General features: G+C 71.0%; 15 protein-coding genes, 3 rRNA genes and 1 pseudogene. 13 read left to right on the forward strand and 6 right to left on the reverse strand.

Annotated features, from left to right (window positions below; translation table 11 throughout):
* Window positions 1-218 precede the first annotated feature (218 nt).
* On the forward strand, window positions 219-4,166 hold the full coding sequence (locus KSNIM_RS23375; RefSeq protein WP_263105122.1) for a glycosyltransferase family 2 protein: 3,948 nt from the start codon (window positions 219-221) through the stop codon (window positions 4,164-4,166).
* Window positions 4,167-4,172: 6 nt separating this feature from the next.
* A complete protein-coding gene (locus tag KSNIM_RS23380) occupies window positions 4,173-5,840 on the forward strand; it encodes a DUF5719 family protein (protein ID WP_263105123.1) in 1,668 nt (555 codons plus the stop codon).
* Between the two features lie 12 nt (window positions 5,841-5,852).
* On the opposite strand, the gene KSNIM_RS23385 is transcribed toward KSNIM_RS23380, so the two are convergent.
* Window positions 5,853-6,302: a metallopeptidase family protein gene (locus tag KSNIM_RS23385; RefSeq protein WP_263105124.1), complete on the reverse strand. Its 450-nt coding sequence runs from the start codon at window positions 6,300-6,302 to the stop codon at window positions 5,853-5,855.
* 84 nt (window positions 6,303-6,386) lie between these two features.
* Here KSNIM_RS23385 and KSNIM_RS23390 point away from each other — a divergent pair, with 84 nt between their 5' ends.
* The 6 genes from KSNIM_RS23390 to KSNIM_RS23415 all read left to right on the forward strand — a co-directional run bounded on the left by KSNIM_RS23390 (window position 6,387) and on the right by KSNIM_RS23415 (window position 11,924).
* A complete protein-coding gene (locus KSNIM_RS23390; protein ID WP_263105125.1) occupies window positions 6,387-6,803 on the forward strand; it encodes a DUF3499 domain-containing protein in 417 nt (138 codons plus the stop codon).
* A 142-nt stretch (window positions 6,804-6,945) separates the two neighbouring features.
* On the forward strand, window positions 6,946-7,128 hold the full coding sequence (locus KSNIM_RS23395; protein WP_263105126.1) for a Trm112 family protein: 183 nt from the start codon (window positions 6,946-6,948) through the stop codon (window positions 7,126-7,128).
* Between the two features lie 34 nt (window positions 7,129-7,162).
* Window positions 7,163-8,329 (forward strand): SIS domain-containing protein, encoded by a 1,167-nt coding sequence (locus KSNIM_RS23400; protein ID WP_263105127.1) that lies wholly within the window; start codon window positions 7,163-7,165, stop codon window positions 8,327-8,329.
* A 117-nt stretch (window positions 8,330-8,446) separates the two neighbouring features.
* On the forward strand, window positions 8,447-9,421 hold the full coding sequence (locus tag KSNIM_RS23405; protein ID WP_263105128.1) for a cation diffusion facilitator family transporter: 975 nt from the start codon (window positions 8,447-8,449) through the stop codon (window positions 9,419-9,421).
* 276 nt (window positions 9,422-9,697) lie between these two features.
* Window positions 9,698-11,146 (forward strand): adenosylhomocysteinase, encoded by a 1,449-nt coding sequence (gene ahcY / locus KSNIM_RS23410; RefSeq protein WP_263105129.1) that lies wholly within the window; start codon window positions 9,698-9,700, stop codon window positions 11,144-11,146.
* A 127-nt stretch (window positions 11,147-11,273) separates the two neighbouring features.
* Window positions 11,274-11,924: a hypothetical protein gene (locus KSNIM_RS23415; RefSeq protein ID WP_263105130.1), complete on the forward strand. Its 651-nt coding sequence runs from the start codon at window positions 11,274-11,276 to the stop codon at window positions 11,922-11,924.
* 37 nt (window positions 11,925-11,961) lie between these two features.
* On the opposite strand, the gene KSNIM_RS23420 is transcribed toward KSNIM_RS23415, so the two are convergent.
* Window positions 11,962-12,906, reverse strand: a complete 945-nt coding sequence (locus KSNIM_RS23420) for an RDD family protein (protein WP_263105131.1) — start codon at window positions 12,904-12,906, stop codon at window positions 11,962-11,964.
* A 111-nt stretch (window positions 12,907-13,017) separates the two neighbouring features.
* Between KSNIM_RS23420 and KSNIM_RS23425 the strand changes: the two genes are divergently transcribed.
* The 4 genes from KSNIM_RS23425 to rrf all read left to right on the forward strand — a co-directional run bounded on the left by KSNIM_RS23425 (window position 13,018) and on the right by rrf (window position 19,657).
* Window positions 13,018-14,022, forward strand: coding sequence for a stage II sporulation protein M (locus tag KSNIM_RS23425; protein ID WP_263105132.1), 1,005 nt, complete (start codon window positions 13,018-13,020; stop codon window positions 14,020-14,022).
* Window positions 14,023-14,574: 552 nt separating this feature from the next.
* Window positions 14,575-16,089: ribosomal RNA gene (locus KSNIM_RS23430) — 16S ribosomal RNA — on the forward strand.
* A 268-nt stretch (window positions 16,090-16,357) separates the two neighbouring features.
* A 23S ribosomal RNA gene (locus KSNIM_RS23435) occupies window positions 16,358-19,463 on the forward strand.
* 77 nt (window positions 19,464-19,540) lie between these two features.
* Window positions 19,541-19,657 (forward strand): 5S ribosomal RNA (rrf, locus tag KSNIM_RS23440).
* Together the 16S, 23S and 5S rRNA genes form the textbook arrangement of a ribosomal RNA operon.
* 67 nt (window positions 19,658-19,724) lie before the next feature.
* Here rrf and KSNIM_RS23445 read toward each other — a convergent pair.
* Window positions 19,725-20,684, reverse strand: coding sequence for an LLM class flavin-dependent oxidoreductase (locus KSNIM_RS23445; protein WP_263105133.1), 960 nt, complete (start codon window positions 20,682-20,684; stop codon window positions 19,725-19,727).
* A gap of 86 nt (window positions 20,685-20,770) precedes the next feature.
* On the opposite strand from KSNIM_RS23445, the gene KSNIM_RS23450 reads away from it, so the two are divergent.
* Window positions 20,771-21,550 carry a helix-turn-helix transcriptional regulator gene (locus KSNIM_RS23450; protein ID WP_263105134.1) on the forward strand — a complete coding sequence of 260 codons (780 nt, stop codon included), beginning with the start codon at window positions 20,771-20,773 and terminating at the stop codon, window positions 21,548-21,550.
* On the opposite strand, the gene KSNIM_RS23455 is transcribed toward KSNIM_RS23450, so the two are convergent.
* The 3 genes and pseudogenes from KSNIM_RS23455 to KSNIM_RS23465 all read right to left on the reverse strand — a co-directional run.
* Complete coding sequence (locus KSNIM_RS23455; protein ID WP_263105135.1) at window positions 21,528-22,838, reverse strand: DUF58 domain-containing protein; 1,311 nt, start codon at window positions 22,836-22,838, stop codon at window positions 21,528-21,530. The genes KSNIM_RS23450 and KSNIM_RS23455 overlap by 23 nt on opposite strands.
* A gap of 46 nt (window positions 22,839-22,884) precedes the next feature.
* A complete protein-coding gene (locus tag KSNIM_RS23460) occupies window positions 22,885-23,910 on the reverse strand; it encodes an AAA family ATPase (protein WP_411543760.1) in 1,026 nt (341 codons plus the stop codon).
* Window positions 23,907-24,190, reverse strand: a pseudogene (locus tag KSNIM_RS23465) (DUF4350 domain-containing protein); the annotation flags it as partial. The pseudogene KSNIM_RS23465 and the gene KSNIM_RS23460, both read right to left, overlap by 4 nt.

Genomic DNA, 24,190 nt, shown 5'->3' on the forward strand with positions numbered 1-24,190 from the left:
CTGTACCGGCGGCGCCCCCGCGAGGCGGAGCCGTTAGTGTGGTGCGCCATCCGGATGCTCGTCATCCGGCGCCCGCGCACCGCCGCCCGCCCCGCGGGCACCGGCCACCCCGGTGGACCGGGTCCCACCGGACGGCGCGCGCACCACCCGTCGTCGTCCACCGGCTGCGTCCGCCGAAGGCTGCGTCCGCCGAAGAACCCCTGGGGCCCGCGAACTCGATGACTGTCTACAGCCACCAGAGCGGCTTCTCCGCTGCCCGGCCGCCCGCGTACCCGCGGCACCTCGTCACCGCCGTGATCGTCTCGCACGACGGTGCCCGCTGGCTGCCGCAGGCCCTCGCCGGCCTGCTCGGCCAGGACCGGCCGGTCCAGCGCATCCTCGCCGTCGACACCGGCTCCACCGACGACTCGCCGCAGCTGCTCCAGGACACCCTCGGCGACTGGCTGCCGGAGAGCGGCCCGCTCGTCCTCGGCCGCCGCTCCGGCTTCGGCAACGCCGTTGCCCAGGCCGTCTTCAACAGCCCGCCGCTGCGTCCCGAGGACCTCCCCTACAGCCTCGACCCCTCCGGCTACGACCCCGTCACCGGCGGCTGGGACGACTACGACGATCCGCTGGGCCGGCAGGACGACGGCCTCGGCCGCACCGGCCCGCGCGAGGTCCACCCCACCGAGTGGCTCTGGCTGCTGCACGACGACTGCGAGCCGCAGACCGACGCGCTGCGCCGGCTCCTCCAGGTCGCCGACTCCACCCCGTCCGCCGCCGTGGTCGGCCCCAAGCTGCGCAGCTGGTACGACCGCCGGCAGCTGCTGGAGGTCGGCGTCACCATCGCCCGCTCCGGCCGCCGCTGGACGGGCCTCGACCGCCGCGAGCAGGACCAGGGCCAGCACGACCAGGTCCGCCCGGTGCTCGCCGTCTCCACCGCCGGCATGCTGGTGCGGCGCGATGTCTTCGAGGAGCTCGGCGGCTTCGACAAGGCGCTGCCGCTGATGCGCGACGACGTCGACTTCTGCTGGCGGGTCAACGCCGCCGGCCACCGGGTCGTCGTCGCCCCCGACGCCGTGCTGCGGCACGCCGAGGCCGCCAGCCGCGAGCGGCGCGCCATCGACTGCGGTCCGGAGCACCCGCACCGGGTCGACAAGGCCGGCGCCGTCTACACCCTGCTCGCCAACTCCCGTGGCGCGCTCTTTCCCTACGTGCTGCTCCGGATGATCCTCGGCACCCTGCTGCGGGTGTTCGCCAACCTCGTCGGCAAGGACCCCCGGCAGGCGTTCGACGAACTCGCCGGCCTCAACCACGAGCTCATCCGGCTGCCCCGGCTGCTGCTCGCCCGCAAACGCCGCAAGCGCACCCGCTCCGCCGACGCGCTCGACGACCGCAGCCTCTTCCCGGCCCCCGGCGCCACCGCCCGGCTCGCCGTCGAGACGGCGATCTCCTCGCTCGGCATCGGCCGCACCGACGACTACGGCGCCGGCCGGCACGGCTCGGTCGAGTCCGGACCGGGCGACGACGACGCCGACGACCTGGTCGTCGAGCAGTTCGTCCTGCTGAAGAAGCTCGTCCGGCGCCCGGCGCCGGTCCTCTTCGCCGCCCTGCTGGTGTTCGCCCTGGCCGCCTGCCGCAGCCTGCTCGGCACCGGCGACCTCTCCGGCGGCGCCCTGCTCCCGGCCTCCGACGGCCTGGCCGGGCTGTGGCACACGTACGCCGACTCCTGGCACCCCGTCGGCACCGGCTCCACCGCCGCGACCCCGCCGTACCTGGCCGTGCTCTCCGTGCTCTCCGGGCTGCTCTTCGGCAGCGCCAACCTGGCGCTCACCCTGATCGTCGTGCTGTCGGTGCCGCTCGCCGCCGTCAGCGCGTACCTGGTCTCCCGGCCGCTCATCGAGTCCAAGATCGTCCGCGCCTGGGCCAGCGCCACCTACGCGCTGCTGCCCGCCGCCACCGGCGCGATCGCCCAGGGCCGGATCGGCACCGCCGTCTTCGCCGTCCTGCTGCCGCCGCTGGCCCGCGCCGCGGCGATCGCGGCCGGCCTCGGCATCCGCTCCGAGAGCGCCGCCAAGGGCGCCCGGCCCGGCTGGCGGCCGGTCTGGATGACCGTTTTCATGCTCACCCTCTCCACCGCCTTCGTCCCGCTGGCCTGGGCGATCGCGGTGCCGCTGTGCCTCGCCGCGCTCGTCCACGCGGTGCTGCGCGGCGGCGCCTTCGGCTCCGGCGGCAGCGCACTGCGGCTGCTCGGCCTGCGCGTGCTGGTCATCCTCGGCGTGCCCGTCCTGGTGCTCGCCCCCTGGTCGCTGCAGGTGCTGACGCACCCCTCGCGACTGCTGCTGGAGGCCGGCGTCCCCGTCTTCAGCGGCCCCGCCGCCACCCCGCTCGGCCTGCTGCTCGCCAACCCCGGCGGCTCCGGCACCCCGCCGGTCTGGCTCTCCGCGGGCGTCGTGCTCGCCGCGCTCGCCGCGCTGCTGCGCGCCGACCGGCGCCGCGCGGTGCTCGCCGCCTGGGGCGCGGCCGGTGCAGGCCTGGTCTTCGCCGTCGCGGTCGCCGGCACCACCGTCACCCCGGCGTCCGGCGGCCCCGGCACCGCCGCCTGGGCCGGCCCGGCCACTCTGCTGACCGGTGTCGCCCTGCTCGCCGCCGCCGCGATCGGCGCCGACGGCGCCAACGCCCGTGTCTCCGGCATCGCCTTCGGCTGGCGGCAGCCGGTCGCCGCGCTCGTCCTGGCCAGCGCCGTGCTCGCCCCGCTCGGCACTGCCGTGTGGTGGGCGGTCGCCGGCGCCGACGGCCCGCTGGAGCGCACCCGCGAGTCCCAGCTGCCCGCCTTCATCGCCGAGCAGGCCGGCACCACCGACCGCTCCCGCACCCTGGTGCTGACCGGCAAGGCGGACGGCAGCGCCGTCGGCTACGCGCTGGTCCGCGACGCCGGGCTGACCCTCGGCCAGGCCGAGGCCACCGTCGACGCCGCCGCCACCGGGGGCCTGACCGGGCTCACCGGGCGCCTGCTGGCAGGCTCCGGCGGCGACCAGGCCAAGGCGCTCGCCGACTACGGCATCGCCTACGTCGAGGTGAAGGACCCGCTGACCGCCAAGGTCCGCGACGTGCTCGACACCACCCCCGGCCTGTCCCGGCTGAGCCGCGACAACGGCATCGCCATCTGGCAGGTCACCGGCGCCCCCGCCACCCGCGCGGTCGTCGTGGCGCCCAAGGGCGGCGGCACCACGCCGCTGCCGGCCGGCGCCCACGACATCGTCACCGACCTCCCGGACGGCCCGGCCGGGCGCGTGCTCCGCCTCGCCGAGCAGGCCGACCCCGAGTGGCAGGCCACCCTGGACGGCCGGGAGCTGGAGCCCGCCACCCTGGACGGCGACTGGGCCCAGTCCTTCAAGCTGCCCGCACAGGGCGGCCGGCTGGAGGTCACCCGCGCCGGCAGCCTCCCGCACACCGGCTGGATCGCCGGACAGTTGCTGCTCGGCGCGGTCGTGCTCGTCATGGCACTGCCCGGCCGGCGCAGCACCAAGGACGACGACCTGCCGGAGGACGTGGTGGCCGCCCAGGCGCTCGCCGCCGCCGCCGAGCCGCCCGCACCCGGCAGCCGCCGCGCCCGCAGGATGGCCGAGCGCGGCGAGACCGAGGGCACCGAGACCGACACCGGCGTCTACGCGGGCATCCCGCAGCAGGGCGGCGCCGACGGCCCGGGCACCGACGAGCCCTACGCGGACCCCTACCAGGCCGACCCGTACCAGAACGGCTTCCAGGACGCCTACGGCTGGGACCAGCAGGACGCCGAGGAGCCGAACGGCCACGGCGGCGGCCACCCCGCCCCGTACGAGCAGGAGGGCTACGAGCAGCAGCAGGGGTACGACCAGCAGCAGGGTTACGAGCAGCAGGGCTACCCGCAGGGGTACGAGCAGCAGGGCTACGACCAGCAGCAGGGGTACGAGCAGGGCGGCTACGACGGCTACCAGCAGCCGCAGCCCGGATACGAGGGCACCCAGTACGCCGACCCGTACGCGCCCTACGGCTACGACGGGCAGCAGTACCAGGGCTACCCGCAGGAGCAGCAGCCCTGGGTGCCGGGCCAGCAGACCGGCGAGCCGTACTACGACCCCGACGGCGTCCACCAGGACGGATACGACAACGGCGGTCACCCGCACCACCACGGAACGGGGAACTGACCCGCGATGAAGAAGCCCAGCATCAAGGCCGCCGGCCTCAAGAAGCCGAGCCTGCCCGAGATCAAGAAGCCGAGCTTCGACGGCCTGCCCGGCGGCAGCCGCACCGGCCGGTCGCTGCTGGCGGCGGTGGCCGTGCTCGGCGTGGTCTTCGGGATCGCCGAACTGCGCCCGCCGGCCGACCCGTCCACGGCCGGCACGGCCGGCGGTGCCACCACCGCGCAGGTGGAGCGCAGCACGCTGGTCTGCCCGCCGCCGCACCAGGGCCTGTTCGCCACCACCGACCTGACGCTGTTCGACCCGGCCGCCGGCAAGGCGGAGGGCGGCAGCGCCTCGCTCTCCGACGTGGTGCCGACCGCGGGCGCCGCGGCGAAGCCCTCGGCCGCGCCGTCCGGGAGCCCGTCGGCGAGCCCCTCCGGCAGTGCCTCGGCCAAGCCCTCGGCCGGTGCCTCCGCGGCCCCGGCCGCGGGCGCCCGGCTGACGCTGGCCAAGCCGGGCGTGCCGGTCACCGGCCGAGGCGCGCCCGGCGACACCGCGCCCGGCACGGTGGCCACCGCCACGGGCGGCTTCGCCCCCGGCTTCAGCCTCTCGCAGACCACCACCTACCTGGACCAGGCCCGGGCCGGCCTGTACGGCCTGGACTGTGCGCCCTCCGGTACCGACTTCTGGTTCGCCGGCGCCAGCACCGCCCAGGGCCGCGACGACTACGTCAACCTGGTCAACGCCGACTCCGCACCCGCGACGGTCGACATCCGGCTGGTCGGTGCGAAGGGCGCGATCGACGTCGAGGCGGCCAACGGCATCACCATGGCTCCCGGCAGCTCCCAGCGGGTGCGGCTGAAGTCCCTGCTGCCCTCGGCGGTGGAGCCGGACCTCGCCGTGCACGTGGTGGTGCGCGACGGCCGGGTCGGTGCCGCGCTGAACGTCTCCGACGAGGGCAAGGGCGGCGACTGGGTGGCCGCCTCCGCCGTGCCCGCCCCCGTGCAGGTGCTGCCCGGTCTGCCGGCCGAGCTGGCGTCGGCCCGGCTGATCGTCGCCGCCCCGGCCGACGACGACGCCGACCTGAAGATCCAGATCTCCGGCAAGAACGGCTGGTTCACCCCGGCCGGCAAGGAGAGCCTGCACGTCAAGGCGGGCATGGTCGCCGCGCTGGACCTCGGCCCGTTCAACCACAACGAGGCCGGCGCGATCCGGCTCAGCCCGAGCGACCCCGCCCACTCGACGCCGGTGATCGCCACCGTCCGGGTCGACCGGTCGAACAACGGCAAGGCCGACGCGGCCTGGATCAGCGCGGCCGGCCCGGTCGGCAAGCGCGCCAGCCTGGCGGACAACCGCGGCGGCGGTGCCACCACCGTCTACCTGACCGCGACGGGCTCCGGTACGGCGAAGGTCCGGCTCACCGCGTCCGCGGGTACCGGCGGCGGCACCCCGGCGACCAAGGAGGTCGACGTCCCGGCCGGCAGCACGGTCGTCGTCCAGAACCTGGAGCCGGCCGGCCTGAACGGCTCGTACGGGATCACCGCGGAGACGGTCTCCGGCGGCCCGGTGGTGGCGGCCCGGATGCTCGCGCTGCCGCAGAAGGACATTCCGATGTTCACGGTGCAGGGCTTCCGGGACGACCACAGCACGGTCACCGTGCCGTACGCGCAGAACGACCCCGGTCTGGTGCTGCGCTGAGCGGAGGGGCGGTCAGTCCTCGTCGTAGCGGGGGTCGATGGCGTCGGGCGACAGCCCGAGCAGTTCGGCCACCTGCTCGATGAGGACCTCGTGGACGAGCGCCGCCCGGTCCTCGCGTGACTTCGCGCGGATCTCGATCGGGCGGCGGTACAAAACGATCCGGCTCTTGCGGCCCTGCGCGGCGGGGACGACCCGGCCGAGCGGCACGCCGTCCGGGGCGGGCTCCTCCTGCCCGGGCAGCGGCACCTCCTGGACGGCGAACTCCACGTCCACCAGCTGCGGCCACCGCCGCTCCAGCCGCTCCACCGACTCGCGGACGTAGTCGTCGAACAGCTCGGAACGGGTCAGCGAGATCGGCACCTGCGGCGGTGCGAGCGGTCCGCGCAGGCCGCGGCCGTGCCGGTCCCGGTGGCGCGCTCGGCGCTGCCCACCGGCCGGTGACGGAGGTGTGGGGCTGTCCATATCAGTGTCGAGCGTAGTCCCTGACCGGGCGGAAGTGGACCACCCCGTGGCCCGTGCGGCGACGACACGGAACGCCCGGCGGGGGTGGGTCGTCGCGGCCCGCCCGGGAGTGCTGTACCGTCCACCCTCGTGAGCTCTGTACGTCGTTGTTCGCGGACCGCGTGCGGCCGGCCGGCCGTGGCGACGCTGACGTACGTCTACGCGGACTCCACCGCCGTGCTGGGCCCGCTCGCGACCTACGCCGAACCGCACTGCTACGACCTGTGCGCCGAGCACGCCGAGCGGCTGACCGCGCCTCGCGGCTGGGAGGTCGTCCGCCTCGCCGCCGACGCCGGCCCCGTCCGCCGCACCAGCGACGACCTCGAAGCGCTCGCCAACGCCGTCCGCGAGGCGGCCCGCCCGCAGGAACGCACACCGCGTCAGGGCGGTCCCGGCGACACCGAGTCGGGCGAGATCGGCCGCCGCGGCCACCTGCGCGTCCTGCGCTCCCCGGACAGCTGAGCGAGAGCCCCTGACCGGGCCCACCGGCGCGTCGGCGACCGGGCGCCCGATGATCTGACGGCAGCCCCGCCACGGCCGGTAGTGTGGCTACCGGCCGGGCACGGCCGCACCGCACACCGCACGAATCTGGAGCCCGACGTCCATGAGCCTGCCGTCCTTCCTGCTGGAGATCCTGGTCTGCCCGCAGTGCCACGCGCCGCTCGCCGAGAGCTCCGACCGCGACGAGCCGGAGCTGCGGTGCACCGGTGACACCTGCGGCCTGATCTACCCCGTGCGCGACGAGATCCCCGTCCTGCTGGTCGACGAGGCCCGCCGCCCCTCCTGACCCCCGCCCGGTGAGCCCGCTGGAGGCCGGCCGCATGCTCGACGACACCCTGCTCGACGATCCGGCCGCCCTGCAGCGCGCCGACCGGCAGCACGCCCTGCTGGCCCTGGCCGGGGCGGGCGCCCGGATCCGCACCGCCGTCCGGCTCGCCGACGAGGCCGGGCTGGCCTCGCTGCGGCCCGAGGGCCGGCCGCGCACCGTGCTGGTCGCCGGGCACGGCAGCGCTCTGACCGCGGCCGAGGTGCTCGCCGCGGTGGCCGTGACCGCCTGCCAGGTGGTGCCGCTCGGCCCGTCGGAGTCCCGCCCGGGCACCCCCGACTCACTGGCCGCCGGTCTGGTCTGGCAGCTGCCCGGCTGGGTCGGCCCGCTCGACCTGCTGGTCGTCAGCAGCGCCGCCGGCACCGAGGCCGGCCTGGTCCGGCTCGCCGAGCAGGCGTACGCCCGGGGCTGCGCGATCGCCGTCACCGCCCCGCCCGGCAGCCCGCTCGCCGAGGCGGCGCTGCAGGTCCGGGCCCTGCCGCTGCCGTTCGCGCCGAGCGCGGTCGAACCGTCCGAGGACCGCGAGGACGAGCCCGACCTGCCGGCCGAGGACCCGGCCGCGCTCTGGGCGCACCTCGCCCCGCTGATCGCCCTCGCCGACCGGGTCGGCGCCGCCCAGCTCCTGGCCGGCTCCCTGCAGGGCGTCGCGGACCGCCTCGACGAGGTGGCCGTCCGCTGCCGCCCCGACTCGGCCGCCTACCTCAACCCCGCCAAGGGCCTGGCCGCCCAGCTCTCCGGCACGGTGCCGCTGGTCTGGGCCGACGGTCCGGTGTCGAACGCCGCCGCGACGCGCTTCGCCGCGATGCTCGCCGACCGGGCCGGCCTGCCCGCGCTTCCCGGTCCGCTGCCGCGGACCCTGACCGAACACCGCGGCATGTTCGTCGGCCACCTCGGCGCGGGCGCCGACCCCGACGACTTCTTCCGCGACCGCGTCGACGAGCCGGAGCCGCTGCAGCTGCAGGTGGTGCTGCTGCGCTACGCGCCCGGCCGCCCCGAGGACGCCGACCCGGGCTTCGCGGTCTCCCGCGCCCGCCGGCTGGCCGACGCCCACGACGTGCGGCTCACCGAGTACAGCAGCGCCCACGACGACCCGCTGCAGGCGCTCGCCGAGCTCACCGGCCCGACCGACTTCGCCGCCGTCTACCTCGGCCTGGCCCGCTGACGGACCGCCGCCCCGCCCTGACCGGAGATCAGCCTTCCGGTCGGGGCGGGATACTGTGTGCGGTCGACAGCTGAGCCACCGGCCGTAGAGGCCCAGTCGGAGGGACCGGACCACAGCATGAGCACCGAAGGCGGCACCAAGGCACTGGTCGCGGCGCTGTCCGCGAACCTGGCGATCGCGGTCGGCAAGTTCACCGCCTTCGCCTTCACCGGGTCCTCGTCGATGCTGGCCGAGGGTGTCCACTCGGTCGCCGACTCCGGCAACCAGGTGCTGCTGCTGATCGGCGGCAAGCGGTCCACCCGCGAGGCCAGCGAGCAGCACCCCTTCGGGTACGGCCGCGAGCGCTACGTCTACGGCTTCCTGGTGTCGATCGTGCTGTTCAGCCTCGGTGGCATGTTCGCGGCCTACGAGGGCGTCGAGAAGATCATCCACCCGCACGAGCTAAGGGACTGGGGCTGGGCGGTCGGCGTCCTGGTCTTCGCCGTCGTGATGGAGGGCTGGTCCTTCTGGACGGCCTTCCAGGAGTCCGCCAAGGCCAAGGGCGCGCTCGGCTGGTCCGAGTACATCCGCCGGGCCAAGGCCCCCGAGCTGCCGATCGTGCTGCTGGAGGACAGCGGCGCCCTGATCGGCCTGGTGCTCGCCCTGCTCGGCGTCTCGCTGACCGTGGTCACCGGCAACGGCGTCTGGGACGGCATCGGCAGCCTGTGCATCGGCCTGCTGCTGATCGTCATCGCGCTGGTGCTCGCGTCCGAGACCAAGTCGCTGCTGATCGGCGAGTCCGCCGACAAGGAGGTCGTCGCCGAGATCCGCGACGCCCTGGTCGACCACGACACCGTGACCGACGTGATCCACATGCGCACCCTGCACGTCGGCCCGGAGGAGCTGCTGATCGCCGCGAAGATCGCGGTCAACGCCGAGGACACCGCCGCCCAGGTCGCCGCCGCGATCGACGCCGCCGAGGCCCGGGTGCGCCGCGCAGTCCCGATCGCCCGCGCCATCTACCTGGAGCCCGACATCTACAGCGCCGAGAAGGCCGCCGCCGGCCCCGACCCGGAGGCCACCCCGGGCGGCCCCGGCCCCGACCGGCACTGACGGTCCGACACCCCGGCCGCCCCGCGCACCGAAGGCGCGGGGCGGCCGAAAACCGTGGCCGGCTTGCTCGTGGCCCGGCCGCCCGGCAGGCGGCTCGGTGTAGATTCGTCCCCAGAGCCAAACGTCGCTGCTGATGGCGGTCGATCGGGGCCGGCGCCCCGGTCGAGGGAGAGAGGTCCTCCGACGGATTGTGCCGCGCAGCAGAGTGCCGACCGATGGCCGCTCTGCGGCCAAGCACACCCGTACACAGGCCCCACGCAGCGAGGAGCATCCCGCATGTCGTCCCTTCCCACCGGTGACTTCAAGGTCGCCGACCTCTCCCTGGCGCCGTTCGGCCGCAAGGAGATCCAGCTCGCCGAGCACGAGATGCCCGGCCTGATGTCGATCCGCAAGGAGTACGCGGCCTCCCAGCCGCTGGCCGGCGCCCGGATCACCGGCTCGCTGCACATGACCGTGCAGACCGCCGTTCTCATCGAGACGCTCACCGCGCTCGGCGCCGAGGTCCGCTGGGCCTCCTGCAACATCTTCTCCACCCAGGACCACGCCGCCGCCGCGATCGCGGTCGGCCCCGAGGGCACCGTCGAGGCCCCCGCCGGCGTCCCGGTCTTCGCCTGGAAGGGCGAGACCCTGGAGGAGTACTGGTGGTGCACCGAGCAGGCGCTCACCTGGCCGAACGGCCAGACCCCGAACATGATCCTCGACGACGGCGGCGACGCCACCCTGCTGATCCACAAGGGCGTCGAGTTCGAGAAGGCCGGCGAGGCCCCGGACCCGTCCACCGCCGACAACGACGAGTACCGGATCATCCTCGAGCTGCTCAACCGCACGCTCACCGAGTCCCCCGCCAAGTGGACCGAGATGGCCTCCACCATCAAGGGCGTCACCGAGGAGACCACCACCGGCGTCCACCGCCTGTACGAGATGCACCGCGACGGCAAGCTGCTGTTCCCGGCCATCAACGTCAACGACTCGGTCACCAAGTCGAAGTTCGACAACAAGTACGGCTGCCGCCACTCGCTGATCGACGGCATCAACCGCGCCACCGACGTCCTGATCGGCGGCAAGGTCGCGGTCGTCTGCGGCTACGGCGACGTCGGCAAGGGCTGCGCCGAGTCGCTCCGCGGCCAGGGCGCCCGCGTCATCGTCACCGAGATCGACCCGATCTGCGCGCTGCAGGCCGCGATGGACGGCTACCAGGTCGCCACCCTGGACGACGTCGTCGACACCGCCGACATCTTCATCACCACCACCGGCAACAAGGACATCATCCTCGCCTCCCACATGGAGCGGATGAAGCACCAGGCCATCGTCGGCAACATCGGCCACTTCGACAACGAGATCGACATGGCCGGCCTCGCCCAGCTCCCCGGCGTGGTGAAGACCGAGGTCAAGCCGCAGGTCCACGAGTGGCGCAAGGCCGACGGCCGCACCATCATCGTGCTCTCCGAGGGCCGCCTGCTGAACCTCGGCAACGCGACCGGCCACCCGTCCTTCGTGATGTCCAACTCGTTCGCGAACCAGACCATCGCGCAGATCGAGCTGTTCACCAAGACCGCCCAGTACCCGATCGGCGTGTACGTCCTGCCGAAGCACCTGGACGAGAAGGTCGCCCGCCTCCACCTCGACGCCCTCGGCGTCAAGCTCACCACTCTCACCCAGGAGCAGGCCGACTACATCGGCGTCCCGGTCGAGGGCCCCTACAAGCCGGAGCAGTACCGCTACTGATCCCGGCCCGCGCCGACCCCGGTCGGCCGCCCGCACCACGACGTGCGCCCGGTGCCTCCCGGCACCGGGCGCACGGCCGTCTCCACGGCCGGACGGACCGGAAGGGGTTGCACGTAGGCTTCGGGCCATGCCCAACGGCCGCTACTCCCTGCACACCGACACCGGCCCCGCCGGCCACGGCCCCGCGCTGATCGGCGAGGAACGCTTCAGCTGCGCCCCGGGACCGGCCGGCTGGCGGTACGTCTCCAAGACCTACGCGCCCGACGGCAGCGTCCTCGCCGCCACCGACCTCACCCTGGACTCCCGCTGCCGTCCGCTGCGCATGGAACTCCGGGCGGGCGGCTGGCAGGTCCGCGGCGGTGCGGTCGACGGTGTGGCCTGGGTCCGCGCCGCCGCCGACGACCCGGCCGGGGACAGCGCGGTGGAGGGCCACGACCGGGCCCACGGCTTCACCGGCACCTCACCGGCCTTCCTGGTCGCCACCGCCCGGATGCTGCGCCTGGAGGCCGGGGCGAGCATGCGGGTACGGCTGGTGGCGCTCACCGAGCCCGTCCTCGCCCCGCGCACCGTCGACCAGGGCTGGCAGCTGGCCGGCGTCGACACGCACGAGACCGACAGCGGGCCACTGCTCGTCGAGCGCTACACGGTCGCCGACCTCGCCACCGGCGAACAGCGGACCGTCCACATCGCCGGAGACGTCGTGCTCTCCGCACCCGGTATCGAGCTGGAGGAGCTGGAGTCCCCGCCCAACACCTGGCCGGACCGGTTCACCGGCTGAGGCCGGCGCCCGGCCGGTCAGCCCCGATCAGTCACGATCAGGCCGGCGGGGCGAAGCCCGTCGACGGCGCCTGGGGTGCCTGGGGCACCTGCGGAGTCGGGGGCGTCGGGGGCACCGGCTGCGGGTGGGGCGAGTACGGGGCCTGCTGGGCCCCGGGAGCGGGAGGAGCCGGTGCCGGTGCCGGGGGAGCGGGGGCGAAGGCCTGCTGACGACGGGCCGCCTCGCCCGCCCGCTCCCACGCGCGCCGATGCCGCTCGGTGAGGACGGCGGACAGGTAGGCGGCCGGGTGCACGCCGTACGGCACGGCGCGGCCCGTCCGCCCGGCGAAGTCGGCCGCGAGCCGCTCCGCCATCCCCGCGGCCACCGCCGGGTCGAGCTGGCCGAGCCGGCCCAGGAACTGCCGCACCGCCAGCCACAGGCCGTCCGGCACCGCCGAGAAGTCCAGCGCCACCAACTGCTCGCCGATCGCGTGCAGCAGCGCCGGCGGCGTCTGCGGCACCGCCGACTGTGCCCGCGCCGCCTGCGGCAGCCGCTCCCGGACCACCAGGGTGCCCGCGAAGACGTCACCCAGCCGCCGTCCCTGCGGAGAGACGAGAGAGCTGATCACGGCCACCGCGCCCAAGGTCATCTGGATCTCCAGCACCGCGACGAGCCCCCGCACCAGGGTGTGCCGGAAGCGCACCGGTCCGCCGTCCGTCCGTACCACCCGCAGACCGAGCGCCAGCTTGCCGAGCGAGCGTCCGTGCGACAGCGTCTCGACCAGCACGGGCAGCCCCAGCAGGAAGAACACGCTCAGGCCGAGCACCACCGCCGCGGCGGCCGCCTCGTCCAGCGCCGGCTGCGCGGCGAGCACCACCGTGCCGGTGACCATCAGCGCCACCGTCTCCACGGCCAGGTCCAGGGCGATAGCCAGCGCCCGACTGGGCACCTTCGCCGCCCGCAGCCCCAGGACGACGGCCTCGCCCGTCACCAGGTCGCTCACCGCGTCCCCCCATCCGTTCCGTTCGTGATCCCCGGCGGCCAAACATACGGCCGCCCGCCTCTGGCAAGCTAGGCCAGCCCCCGCCCTCGCCGCCCCGTGGAAGTGAGCCGCATGGACCTGGACGTCTTCGTCGCCTCGCACCAGGAGGAGTGGCGCCGACTGGAAACCCTGAGCCGGCGGCGCAGGCCGAGCGGCGCCGAGGCCGACGAACTCATCGCGCTCTACCAGCGCGCCACCGGCCACCTCGCCCAGGTCCAGACGACCGCCCCCGACCCCGTCCTGGAGGGCCGCCTCACCACCCTCGTGGCCCGCGGCCGCAGTGCCGTGACCGGGGCCCGCACCTCCTCCTGGCGGGACGCCGGCCGCTACTTCACCGTCAGCTTCCCGGCCGCCCTGTACCGCGCCCGCTGGTGGTGGATCCCCGTCGGCGTCCTCTCCCTGCTGCTCAGCGCCCTCATCGCCTGGTGGGTCTCCAGCCACCCCGAGGTCCGCGCCAGCCTCGGCGCGCCCGAGCAGCTCCGCGAGATGACCCGCCCCGGCGGTGGCTTCGAGGCCTACTACTCCGAGCACCCGGCGACCTCCTTCGCCTTCCAGGTGTGGACCAACAACGCCTGGGTCGCCGCCCAGTGCCTGGTCTTCGGCGTCCTCCTGGGCATCCCCGTGCTGTGGGTGCTCTTCGGCAACGTGATGAACCTGGGCATCGGCCTCGGCCTGATGTCCTCCGCCGGACGCCTCGACCTCTTCCTCGGCCTGCTGCTCCCGCACGGCCTGCTGGAACTCACCGCCGTCTTCGTGGCGGCCGGCGTCGGCCTGCGCCTGGGCTGGACGATCGTCGACCCCGGCCGCCGCACCCGCGCCGCCGCCCTGGCCGAGGAGGGCAGGGCGGCCATCGGCATGGCCATCGGCCTGGCCGTGGTGCTCATGGTGACCGGTGCCATCGAGGCCTTCGTGACGCCCTCCGGCCTGCCCACCTGGGCCCGGATCTCCATCGGCGCCGTCGTCGAGGTGCTCTTCCTGCTGTACGCCCTGGTGCTCGGCCGCCGCGCCGCCGCTTCCGGCGAGGTCGGCGACGTGGAGGCCGCCGACCGCACCGACCTCCAGCCTGTCGCGGCCTGAGACCCGTCCCGCGCCTGGTACGCTCTTGATCATCCCGAAGACCATTGACGTGGATCTGGCGGGCTAGTAGGTTTGAACGGTTGGGAGCGGCTGGACAACGGCCGCATCCAGGCGTAGTGTCTACGACACCGTCGAGCCAGGGCAGAGCGTCCGTTCGGACCGCCACCCGGCGAAGACAAATCCCGGGACTGAGCACTCCGAAGCTTTTGATAAGCTTCTGTGCGAAGTCGAAGGAAATCCCCCCAGCGGGAATCCGAGAAACAAACGGCCGGTAAAACGGCCGGGTGCAGATCTGATAAGCTGGAAACACGAAAGAGCGAAACGCCCGGAGGGTCCGCTGGAAGGCGGTCCGAAGGAAGTGTCCGTTCCTTGAGAACTCAACAGCGTGCCAAAAGTCAACGCCAGATATGTTGACATCCCCGGCCGGTCGGGCAATCGATCGGTTGGAGATTCCTTTTGAAATAACACAGCGAGGACGCAGTGCGCGGGGCCGCCTATTCCGGTGGTTGCCGTGCCGCTCAACGCGAGTGTGCACCCGATGACGGGTAATCATTCACGGAGAGTTTGATCCTGGCTCAGGACGAACGCTGGCGGCGTGCTTAACACATGCAAGTCGAACGGTGAAGCCCTTCGGGGTGGATCAGTGGCGAACGGGTGAGTAACACGTGGGCAATCTGCCCTGCACTCTGGGACAAGCCCTGGAAACGGGGTCTAATACCGGATACGACCTTCCTCTGCATGGGGGTTGGTGGAAAGCTCCGGCGGTGCAGGATGAGCCCGCGGCCTATCAGCTTGTTGGTGGGGTAATGGCCTACCAAGGCGACGACGGGTAGCCGGCCTGAGAGGGCGACCGGCCACACTGGGACTGAGACACGGCCCAGACTCCTACGGGAGGCAGCAGTGGGGAATATTGCACAATGGGCGAAAGCCTGATGCAGCGACGCCGCGTGAGGGATGACGGCCTTCGGGTTGTAAACCTCTTTCAGCAGGGAAGAAGCGCAAGTGACGGTACCTGCAGAAGAAGCACCGGCTAACTACGTGCCAGCAGCCGCGGTAATACGTAGGGTGCGAGCGTTGTCCGGAATTATTGGGCGTAAAGAGCTCGTAGGCGGCCTGTCGCGTCGGATGTGAAAGCCCGGGGCTTAACCCCGGGTCTGCATTCGATACGGGCAGGCTAGAGTGTGGTAGGGGAGATCGGAATTCCTGGTGTAGCGGTGAAATGCGCAGATATCAGGAGGAACACCGGTGGCGAAGGCGGATCTCTGGGCCATTACTGACGCTGAGGAGCGAAAGCGTGGGGAGCGAACAGGATTAGATACCCTGGTAGTCCACGCCGTAAACGTTGGGAACTAGGTGTTGGCGACATTCCACGTCGTCGGTGCCGCAGCTAACGCATTAAGTTCCCCGCCTGGGGAGTACGGCCGCAAGGCTAAAACTCAAAGGAATTGACGGGGGCCCGCACAAGCAGCGGAGCATGTGGCTTAATTCGACGCAACGCGAAGAACCTTACCAAGGCTTGACATACACCGGAAACTGGTAGAGATATCAGCCCCCTTGTGGTCGGTGTACAGGTGGTGCATGGTTGTCGTCAGCTCGTGTCGTGAGATGTTGGGTTAAGTCCCGCAACGAGCGCAACCCTTGTTCTGTGTTGCCAGCGAGTAATGTCGGGGACTCACAGGAGACTGCCGGGGTCAACTCGGAGGAAGGTGGGGACGACGTCAAATCATCATGCCCCTTATGTCTTGGGCTGCACACGTGCTACAATGGCCGGTACAAAGGGCTGCGATGCCGTGAGGCGGAGCGAATCCCAAAAAGCCGGTCTCAGTTCGGATTGGGGTCTGCAACTCGACCCCATGAAGTTGGAGTTGCTAGTAATCGCAGATCAGCATGCTGCGGTGAATACGTTCCCGGGCCTTGTACACACCGCCCGTCACGTCACGAAAGTCGGTAACACCCGAAGCCGGTGGCCTAACCCTTGGGAGGGAGCCGTCGAAGGTGGGACCAGCGATTGGGACGAAGTCGTAACAAGGTAGCCGTACCGGAAGGTGCGGCTGGATCACCTCCTTTCTAAGGAGCGCACAGCAGCTTCGGACGAGTGTTCCGGAGTGCTAGCTCATGGGTGGAACGTTGACTATTCGGCACAGGGCATGAGCTTTCGTCAGTACTGCTTCGGCGTGGAACGCGATGGGTGATGGTCTTGTGTCGGGCACGCTGTTGGGTCCTGAGGGAACGAAGGTTTCCTCGTGGATGCCGGCTCCACTTGATGCACTCTCGGGTGTGGATGGTGGGTGTCTGGTCGTTGTTTGAGAACTGCACAGTGGACGCGAGCATCTGTGGCCAAGTTTTTAAGGGCGCACGGTGGATGCCTTGGCACCAGGAACCGATGAAGGACGTGGGAGGCCGCGATAGGCCCCGGGGAGCTGTCAACCGAGCTTTGATCCGGGGGTGTCCGAATGGGGAAACCCGGCAGTCGTCATGGGCTGTCACCCTTACCTGAACACATAGGGTAAGTGGAGGGAACGCGGGGAAGTGAAACATCTCAGTACCCGCAGGAAGAGAAAACAACCGTGATTCCGGGAGTAGTGGCGAGCGAAACCGGATGAGGCTAAACCTTGAGCGTGTGAGACCCGGCAGGGGTTGCGCTCGGGGGGTTGTGGGAATGAGCTTGATCGGTCTGCCGGCCGGTCGGCGAGTCAGAAACCGTTGGTGTAGTCGAAGGACATGCGAAAGGTCCGGCGTAGAGGGTAAGACCCCCGTAGACGAAACATCAGCGGCTTGCTTGCTCATCTCCCAAGTAGCACGGGGCCCGAGAAATCCCGTGTGAATCTGGCGGGACCACCCGCTAAGCCTAAATATTCCCTGGTGACCGATAGCGGATAGTACCGTGAGGGAATGGTGAAAAGTACCGCGGGAGCGGAGTGAAATAGTACCTGAAACCGTGTGCCTACAAGCCGTGGGGGCAGTCTTCGGACTGTGACTGCGTGCCTTTTGAAGAATGAGCCTGCGAGTTTGCGGTGTGTAGCGAGGTTAACCCGTGTGGGGTAGCCGTAGCGAAAGCGAGTCCGAATAGGGCGTTTGAGTTGCATGCCCAAGACCCGAAGCGGAGTGATCTAGCCATGGGCAGGTTGAAGCGCGGGTAAGACCGTGTGGAGGACCGAACCCACCAGGGTTGAAAACCTGGGGGATGACCTGTGGTTAGGGGTGAAAGGCCAATCAAACTCCGTGATAGCTGGTTCTCCCCGAAATGCATTTAGGTGCAGCGTCGCGTGTTTCTTGCCGGAGGTAGAGCACTGGATAGGCGATGGGCCTCACCGGGTTACTGACCTTAGCCAAACTCCGAATGCCGGTAAGTGAGAGCGCGGCAGTGAGACTGTGGGGGATAAGCTCCATGGTCGAGAGGGAAACAGCCCAGAACACCGACTAAGGTCCCTAAGCGTGTGCTAAGTGGGAAAGGATGTGGAGTCGCAGAGACAACCAGGAGGTTGGCTTAGAAGCAGCCACCCTTGAAAGAGTGCGTAATAGCTCACTGGTCAAGTGATTCCGCGCCGACAATGTAGCGGGGCTCAAGCACATCACCGAAGTCGTGTCATTGCAGCAATACTCCCAACGGAGGCTGTGATGGGTAGGGGAGCGTCGTGTGCCGGGTGAAGCGGCCGAGGAATCGAGTCGTGGACGGTTCACGAGTGAGAATGCAGGCATGAGTAGCGATACAAGAGTGGGAAACTCTTGCGCCGATTGACCAAGGGTTCCTGGGTCAAGCTGATCTGCCCAGGGTAAGTCGGGACCTAAGGCGAGGCCGACAGGCGTAGTCGATGGACAACGGGTTGATATTCCCGTACCCGCTTTGAAGCGCCAACGCTGAACCCTCTGATGCTAAGCCCGTGAAGCCGTCCTGGATCCTTCGGGTGAAGGGGAGTGGTGGAGCCGGTGGCCCAAGGTGGTAGTAGGTGAGCGATGGGGTGACGCAGGAAGGTAGTCCAGCCCGGGCGGTGGTTGTCCCGGGGTAAGGGTGTAGGACGCAGGGTAGGCAAATCCGCCCTGCACGTAGTCTGAGACCTGATGCCGAGCCGATTGTGGTGAAGTGGATGATCCTATGCTGTCGAGAAAAGCCTCTAGCGAGTTTCATGGCGGCCCGTACCCCAAACCGACTCAGGTGGTCAGGTAGAGAATACCGAGGCGTTCGGGTGAACTGTGGTTAAGGAACTCGGCAAAATGCCCCCGTAACTTCGGGAGAAGGGGGGCCAGCCCTGGTGATGACCTTTACGGTCTGAGCTGGGGGTGGCCGCAGAGACCAGCGAGAAGCGACTGTTTACTAAAAACACAGGTCCGTGCGAAGCCGTAAGGCGATGTATACGGACTGACGCCTGCCCGGTGCTGGAACGTTAAGGGGACCGGTTAGTCCGATTTCGGTCGGGCGAAGCTGAGAACTTAAGCGCCAGTAAACGGCGGTGGTAACTATAACCATCCTAAGGTAGCGAAATTCCTTGTCGGGTAAGTTCCGACCTGCACGAATGGCGTAACGACTTCTCGACTGTCTCAACCACAGGCCCGGTGAAATTGCATTACGAGTAAAGATGCTCGTTTCGCGCAGCAGGACGGAAAGACCCCGGGACCTTTACTATAGCTTGATATTGGTGTTCGGTTCGGCTTGTGTAGGATAGGTGGGAGACTGTGAAGCAGCAACGCCAGTTGTTGTGGAGTCGCCGTTGAAATACCACTCTGGTCGTGCTGGATGTCTAACCTGGGTCCGTGATCCGGATCAGGGACAGTGTCTGGTGGGTAGTTTAACTGGGGCGGTTGCCTCCTAAAGGGTAACGGAGGCGCCCAAAGGTTCCCTCAGCCTGGTTGGCAATCAGGTGTTGAGTGTAAGTGCACAAGGGAGCTTGACTGTGAGACTGACGGGTCGAGCAGGTACGAAAGTAGGGACTAGTGATCCGGCGGTGGCTTGTGGAAGCGCCGTCGCTCAACGGATAAAAGGTACCCCGGGGATAACAGGCTGATCTTCCCCAAGAGTCCATATCGACGGGATGGTTTGGCACCTCGATGTCGGCTCGTCGCATCCTGGGGCTGGAGTAGGTCCCAAGGGTTGGGCTGTTCGCCCATTAAAGCGGTACGCGAGCTGGGTTTAGAACGTCGTGAGACAGTTCGGTCCCTATCCGCTGTGCGCGTAGGAGTGTTGAGAAGGGCTGTCCCTAGTACGAGAGGACCGGGACGGACGAACCTCTGGTGTGCCAGTTGTCCTGCCAAGGGCATGGCTGGTTGGCTACGTTCGGGAGGGATAACCGCTGAAAGCATCTAAGCGGGAAGCCTGCTTCGAGATGAGCACTCCCACCTCCTTGAGAGGGTAAGGCTCCCAGTAGACGACTGGGTTGATAGGCCGGATATGGAAGCCCAGTAATGGGTGGAGTTGACCGGTACTAATAGGCCGAGGGCTTGTCCTCAGTTGCTCGCGTCCACTGTGTTGGTTCTGAAACCACGAACAGGCCCTGTGTCGGTTGTTCGATGTGTTTCATAGTGTTTCGGTGGTCATAGCGCGAGGGAAACGCCCGGTTACATTCCGAACCCGGAAGCTAAGCCTCGTAGCGCCGATGGTACTGCAGGGGGGACCCTGTGGGAGAGTAGGACGCCGCCGAACAATTCTTCAGAGAAGCCCCGCCCGGGGACACCGGGCGGGGCTTCTCGCATTTTCCGGGCCGGAACGGTCAGCCGAGTGCCGGCCTCATGTCGGCCATCCGTTCCAGCTGCTCGGATTGCTCGGTGAGCGTCCGGCCGCCGAGGCGGAGGACGAGGTGGCGGGCGCCGGCGTCGAGATAGCGGCGGAGTCCGGCGGCGACCTCGGGCGCGGGGCCGGTGAGGACGGCCTGGATCGTCCGGAGTTCGTCGAGCGGGAGACCGTAGGTGCTGCGGGCGTAGGCGTCCATGCGGGCGCGGGCTCGCGCGGGGTCGTCGTCGACGAGGACGGAGACGAAGAGGGCGGGCGTCACGGCGTCAGGGCTGCGGCCGGCTGCGGTGGCTGCGTCGCGCACCACGGTGAGACCCTCGCGGTAGTCGGCCGGGTCCGGCGGATAGGGCAGCCAGCCGTCGTAGTGGCGACCGGTGCGGGCGAGGGCCGCGGGGGTGGCGCCGCCGAGCCAGACGGGCGGGCCGCCGGGGGTGTACGGACGGACCGAGGGCGGGATGTCGTCGAAGTGGTGCAGCTCGCCGTGGAAGGAGAACGGTGCTTCGGCCGCCCAGAGGCGGCGCCAGAGGGCGACCGTCTCGTCGAGGCGTCGGAAGCGGTCCGCCCACGGCACCTCGGAGAGCTCGTACAGCGGGCGGCCGAAGCGGCCGGGGAATCCGGCGCCGACGGCGACCAGGAGCCGGCCGCCGGAGAGCAGGTCGAGGGAGGCCAGGGCGTGGCCGACCTGGATCGGGCGGCGGAGGAAGGGCAGCAGGGCGCCGGTGCCGAGGGAGGCGTGTCGGGTGACGGGGGCCAGCGCGGACAGCACGGTCAGCGTCTCGATCCGCGGGGTGAGGAGCGAGTCGTTGGCGAAGAGCGAGTCGTAGCCGAGCTCCTCGGCGCGGAGTGCGAAGGTGATCAGGCCACGCGGGTCGGTGCCCCCGCCCCACTGGGCCTGTCCGGTCGGGAGGAGGACGCCGATCCTGGTGTGGTCGTTCTGCATGCGTCCAGGTTGGCCCGACGCGCGGAACGGCCTCAATTCCCCGTGGGGAATGGCACGTCCGCGGCCGGAGTGCGGAGACTCGGGGCATGGACTTCCCGAAGGCACTGCGCCAGCGCCGGTCCCGCCGGCATCTGAGCCAGCTCGATCTGGCCATCCGGGCGGGCACGACCCAGCGGCACGTCAGTTTCATGGAGAGCGGTCGCTCGGCGCCGGGCCGGGGGATGGTGCTGCGGCTCGCCGAGTCGCTGGAGCTCTCCTTGCGGGAGAGCAATGCGCTGCTGCTGACGGCCGGTTATGCGCCGGAGTTCGCCGACAGCGGTCTGCAGGCGCCCGACCTGGCGCCCGTCCGGGAGGCGCTCGGCCATGTGCTGGCCGGTCATCTCCCGTACCCTGCCGTGGTGGTGGACCGGCACGGGAACCTGGTCGCGGCGAACGAGGCGTTCCCCGTCCTGACCGAGGGTGCGGCGCCGGAGCTCTTCGCCCCGGGTGCCAATGTGTACCGGCTGGCGCTGCACCCGCGGGGCATGGCGCCGCGGATCGCCAATCCCGCCGGGTGGTCGCGGCACATCCTGCTGAGGTTGGAGCGCAGGGCCGAGCTCGGCGGGGACGAGACGCTCGCCGCACTGCAGCGGGAGCTCGCCGGGTACGTTCCGGCCGGTGGCGAGGACCCCGAGGGGCTCGGTTTCGCCGTACCGCTCCGGCTCCGGTTCGGGGACGGCGAGCTGCGGTTGATCACCACGGTGACGACGTTCGCCACGGCCGCCGATGTGACGCTCGCCGAACTGATGCTGGAGGCCTTCCTGCCGGCCGACGAGCAGACCGCCGAGAGGCTGCGGGAGGCGGTCAGAGCCGGCCGGCGGCCTTGAGGGCGAGGTAGGTGTCCGCGAGGGCAGGGGGCAGCGCCGCGGGCGGCGCGTCCAGGACGGTGACGCCGTGCCGGGTGAGGCGCTCGGCGGTGTGGCGGCGGTCGGCACGGGTCTGCTCGGCGGCGGCCGCGCCGTAGACGGCGTCCAGGGTGCCGCGGGCCGTCGCCAGCTCGTCCAGCCGGGGGTCGGCGACGGAGGCCAGCACGACCTCGTGGCGCTTGGTCAGCAGCGGCAGCTGGGGGAGCAGTCCGTCCTCGGTGGCGCCCGCGTCTAGTCCGGTCAGCAGCACGATCAGCGAGCGGTGCGGGGACATCCGCAGGGCGGCGGCGGTGAGCGCGCGCAGGTCGGTCTCGACGAGGGCGGGCTCCAGGGCGGTCATCGCATCGGTGAAGGCCGGCAGCACCTCGGCCGCGGAGCGGCCGACCACGGCGGTGCGGCGGACCCGGTCGTGGGCGAGCAGGTCGACGCGGTCACCCGCCTTGGTGGCGAGGGCGGTGAGCAGCAGGGCGGCGTCGAGCGCGGCGTCCAGGCGCGGGGCGTCACCGACCCGGCCGGCGGAACCGCGGCCGGTGTCGAGGACGATCAGGATGTGCCGGTCGCGTTCGGGGCGCCAGGTGCGGACGGCGACGGTGTTGCGGCGGGCGCTCGCCCGCCAGTCGATGGAGCGGACGTCGTCGCCGGGCAGGTACTCGCGCAGTGAGTCGAACTCGGTGCCCTGGCCGCGGGTCAGGACCGAGGTGCGGCCGTCGAGTTCGCGCAGCCGGGCGAGCCGGGAGGGCAGGTGCTTGCGGCTGGCGAAGGGCGGCAGGGCGCGGACCGTCCAGGGCACCTGGTGGGCGCCCTGGCGGGCGGCCAGACCGAGCGGCCCGAGCGAACGCACCGTCACCCGGTGGGCGTGGTGGTCGCCGCGCCGGGTCGGGCCGAGGACGGTGGTGAGCCGGCGGCGTTCGCCGGCCGGGACGGTGACGGTGTGCCGGGAGTTCGCCCACGAGGTGCCGGGGTGCCAGGCGGACGGTGCCCAGGCGTCCCTGACGAGGGCGCGCAGCGGCCTGCCGGAGGGGTTGGTGACGGCGAGTCGGACCTGGGCGGTGTCGCCGAGCCGGACCCGGGTGTCGCCGTCGCGCGTCAGCCGCAGGGAGCGGACGGGCGCGGCGAGCACCAGGTCGGCGGCAACGGCCAGTAGGAGCAGCAGGGTGACGGTGCCGATTCCCGCCCAGGAGGGGGCGACCAGGCCGACGGCGAGCGCGCCGAGCGCGGCGAGCAGGGCGGTGCGGCCGGTCAGGGCCATGGGAGGGGCTCCTCGGGGTGTGCTGGGGGGCGGGCCGGTCGGCGGGTCAGCGCGGGGCGGGCGTCTGCGCCAGCACCGCCTGGATCACCGAGTCGGCGGTGGTGCCCTCCATCTCGGCCTCGGCGCGCAGCTGGATGCGGTGCCGCAGGGTCGGCAGGGCGAGCGCCTTGACGTCGTCGGGGGTGACGTAGTCGCGGCCGGCCAGCCAGGCCCAGGCGCGGGAGGTGCCGAGCAGGGCGGTCGCGCCGCGCGGGGAGACGCCGATGGACAGCGACGGGGACTGCCGGGTCGCCCGGCACAGGTCGACGATGTACGCGAGCACCTCGGGCGCGACAGTGACCTTGGCGATCTCCTCGCGGGCCGCGGCGAGGTGGGCGGGGCCGGCGACCGGGCGGACGCCGGCGGCGGCCAGGTCGCGCGGGTCGAAACCGGCCGCGTGCCGGGCGAGCACCTGGTACTCCTGGTCGCGGCTCGGCAGCGGCAGGACCAGCTTGAGCAGGAAGCGGTCGAGCTGGGCCTCGGGCAGCGGGTAGGTGCCCTCGTACTCGACCGGGTTCTGGGTGGCGGCGACGAGGAACGGCTCCGGCAGCGGGCGCGGCTCGCCGTCGACGGTGACCTGGCGCTCCTCCATGGCCTCCAGCAGCGAGGCCTGGGTCTTCGGCGGGGTCCGGTTGATCTCGTCGGCGAGCAGCAGGTTGGTGAAGACCGGGCCGGCCTGGAAGGAGAACTCGGCGGTGCGGGCGTCGTAGACCAGCGAGCCGGTGACGTCGCCGGGCATCAGGTCGGGCGTGAACTGGATGCGCTTGGTCTCCAGGCTGAGCGCGGTGGAGAGGGTGCGGACCAGCAGGGTCTTGGCGACGCCGGGGACGCCCTCCAGCAGTACGTGGCCGCCGCAGAGCAGGGCCACGACCAGGCCGGTGACGGCGGCGTCCTGGCCGACCACGGCCTTGCCGATCTCGTCGCGCAGCGCGGTGAGCGCGGTGCGGGCGTCGACCTCGGCGGGGCCGGGGGCGGCGTCGGCGGGCGCGCCGGTCTTGGTGAGGGTCGTGCTGGCAGCGGGCTGCTCGGTCACGGCTGTCGTACCTGCCTTTCCAGGGCGTCGAGGTCGTCGGAGAGCCGCAGCAGCGCGGCGTCGTCGGTGGGCGGACCGCCGTACAGCAGCGCCTGCAGGTCGGCGGACGGGCGGCCGAGGCGGCCGGCGGCGGCCGCGCAGAGGGCGGCCGGGTCGGGCTCGCCGGCGGCGACCGGGACGCCGAGCACCGGGGCGAGCCGGTGCCGGACGGCGCGGCGCAGTGCGTCGGCGGCGTGGCCGCGGGCGTTCGCCCTGCGGTAGAGGCGGGCGCGGCCCCCGG

This window comes from Kitasatospora sp. DSM 101779, from assembly GCF_025655475.1.
Classification (GTDB): Bacteria; Actinomycetota; Actinomycetes; order Streptomycetales; family Streptomycetaceae; genus Kitasatospora.

Bases quoted from the DNA above. Each gene is read 5' to 3' on its own strand.
- KSNIM_RS23375 (WP_263105122.1), top strand. From the start codon at position 219: ATGACTGTCTACAGCCACCAGAGCGGCTTCTCCGCTGCCCGGCCGCCC.
- KSNIM_RS23380 (WP_263105123.1), top strand. From the start codon at position 4,173: ATGAAGAAGCCCAGCATCAAGGCCGCCGGCCTCAAGAAGCCGAGCCTG.
- KSNIM_RS23385 (WP_263105124.1), bottom strand. From the start codon at position 6,302: ATGGACAGCCCCACACCTCCGTCACCGGCCGGTGGGCAGCGCCGAGCG.
- KSNIM_RS23395 (WP_263105126.1), top strand. From the start codon at position 6,946: ATGAGCCTGCCGTCCTTCCTGCTGGAGATCCTGGTCTGCCCGCAGTGC.
- KSNIM_RS23400 (WP_263105127.1), top strand. From the start codon at position 7,163: ATGCTCGACGACACCCTGCTCGACGATCCGGCCGCCCTGCAGCGCGCC.
- KSNIM_RS23405 (WP_263105128.1), top strand. From the start codon at position 8,447: ATGAGCACCGAAGGCGGCACCAAGGCACTGGTCGCGGCGCTGTCCGCG.
- ahcY (WP_263105129.1), top strand. From the start codon at position 9,698: ATGTCGTCCCTTCCCACCGGTGACTTCAAGGTCGCCGACCTCTCCCTG.
- KSNIM_RS23415 (WP_263105130.1), top strand. From the start codon at position 11,274: ATGCCCAACGGCCGCTACTCCCTGCACACCGACACCGGCCCCGCCGGC.
- KSNIM_RS23425 (WP_263105132.1), top strand. From the start codon at position 13,018: ATGGACCTGGACGTCTTCGTCGCCTCGCACCAGGAGGAGTGGCGCCGA.
- KSNIM_RS23445 (WP_263105133.1), bottom strand. From the start codon at position 20,684: ATGCAGAACGACCACACCAGGATCGGCGTCCTCCTCCCGACCGGACAG.
- KSNIM_RS23450 (WP_263105134.1), top strand. From the start codon at position 20,771: ATGGACTTCCCGAAGGCACTGCGCCAGCGCCGGTCCCGCCGGCATCTG.
- KSNIM_RS23455 (WP_263105135.1), bottom strand. From the start codon at position 22,838: ATGGCCCTGACCGGCCGCACCGCCCTGCTCGCCGCGCTCGGCGCGCTC.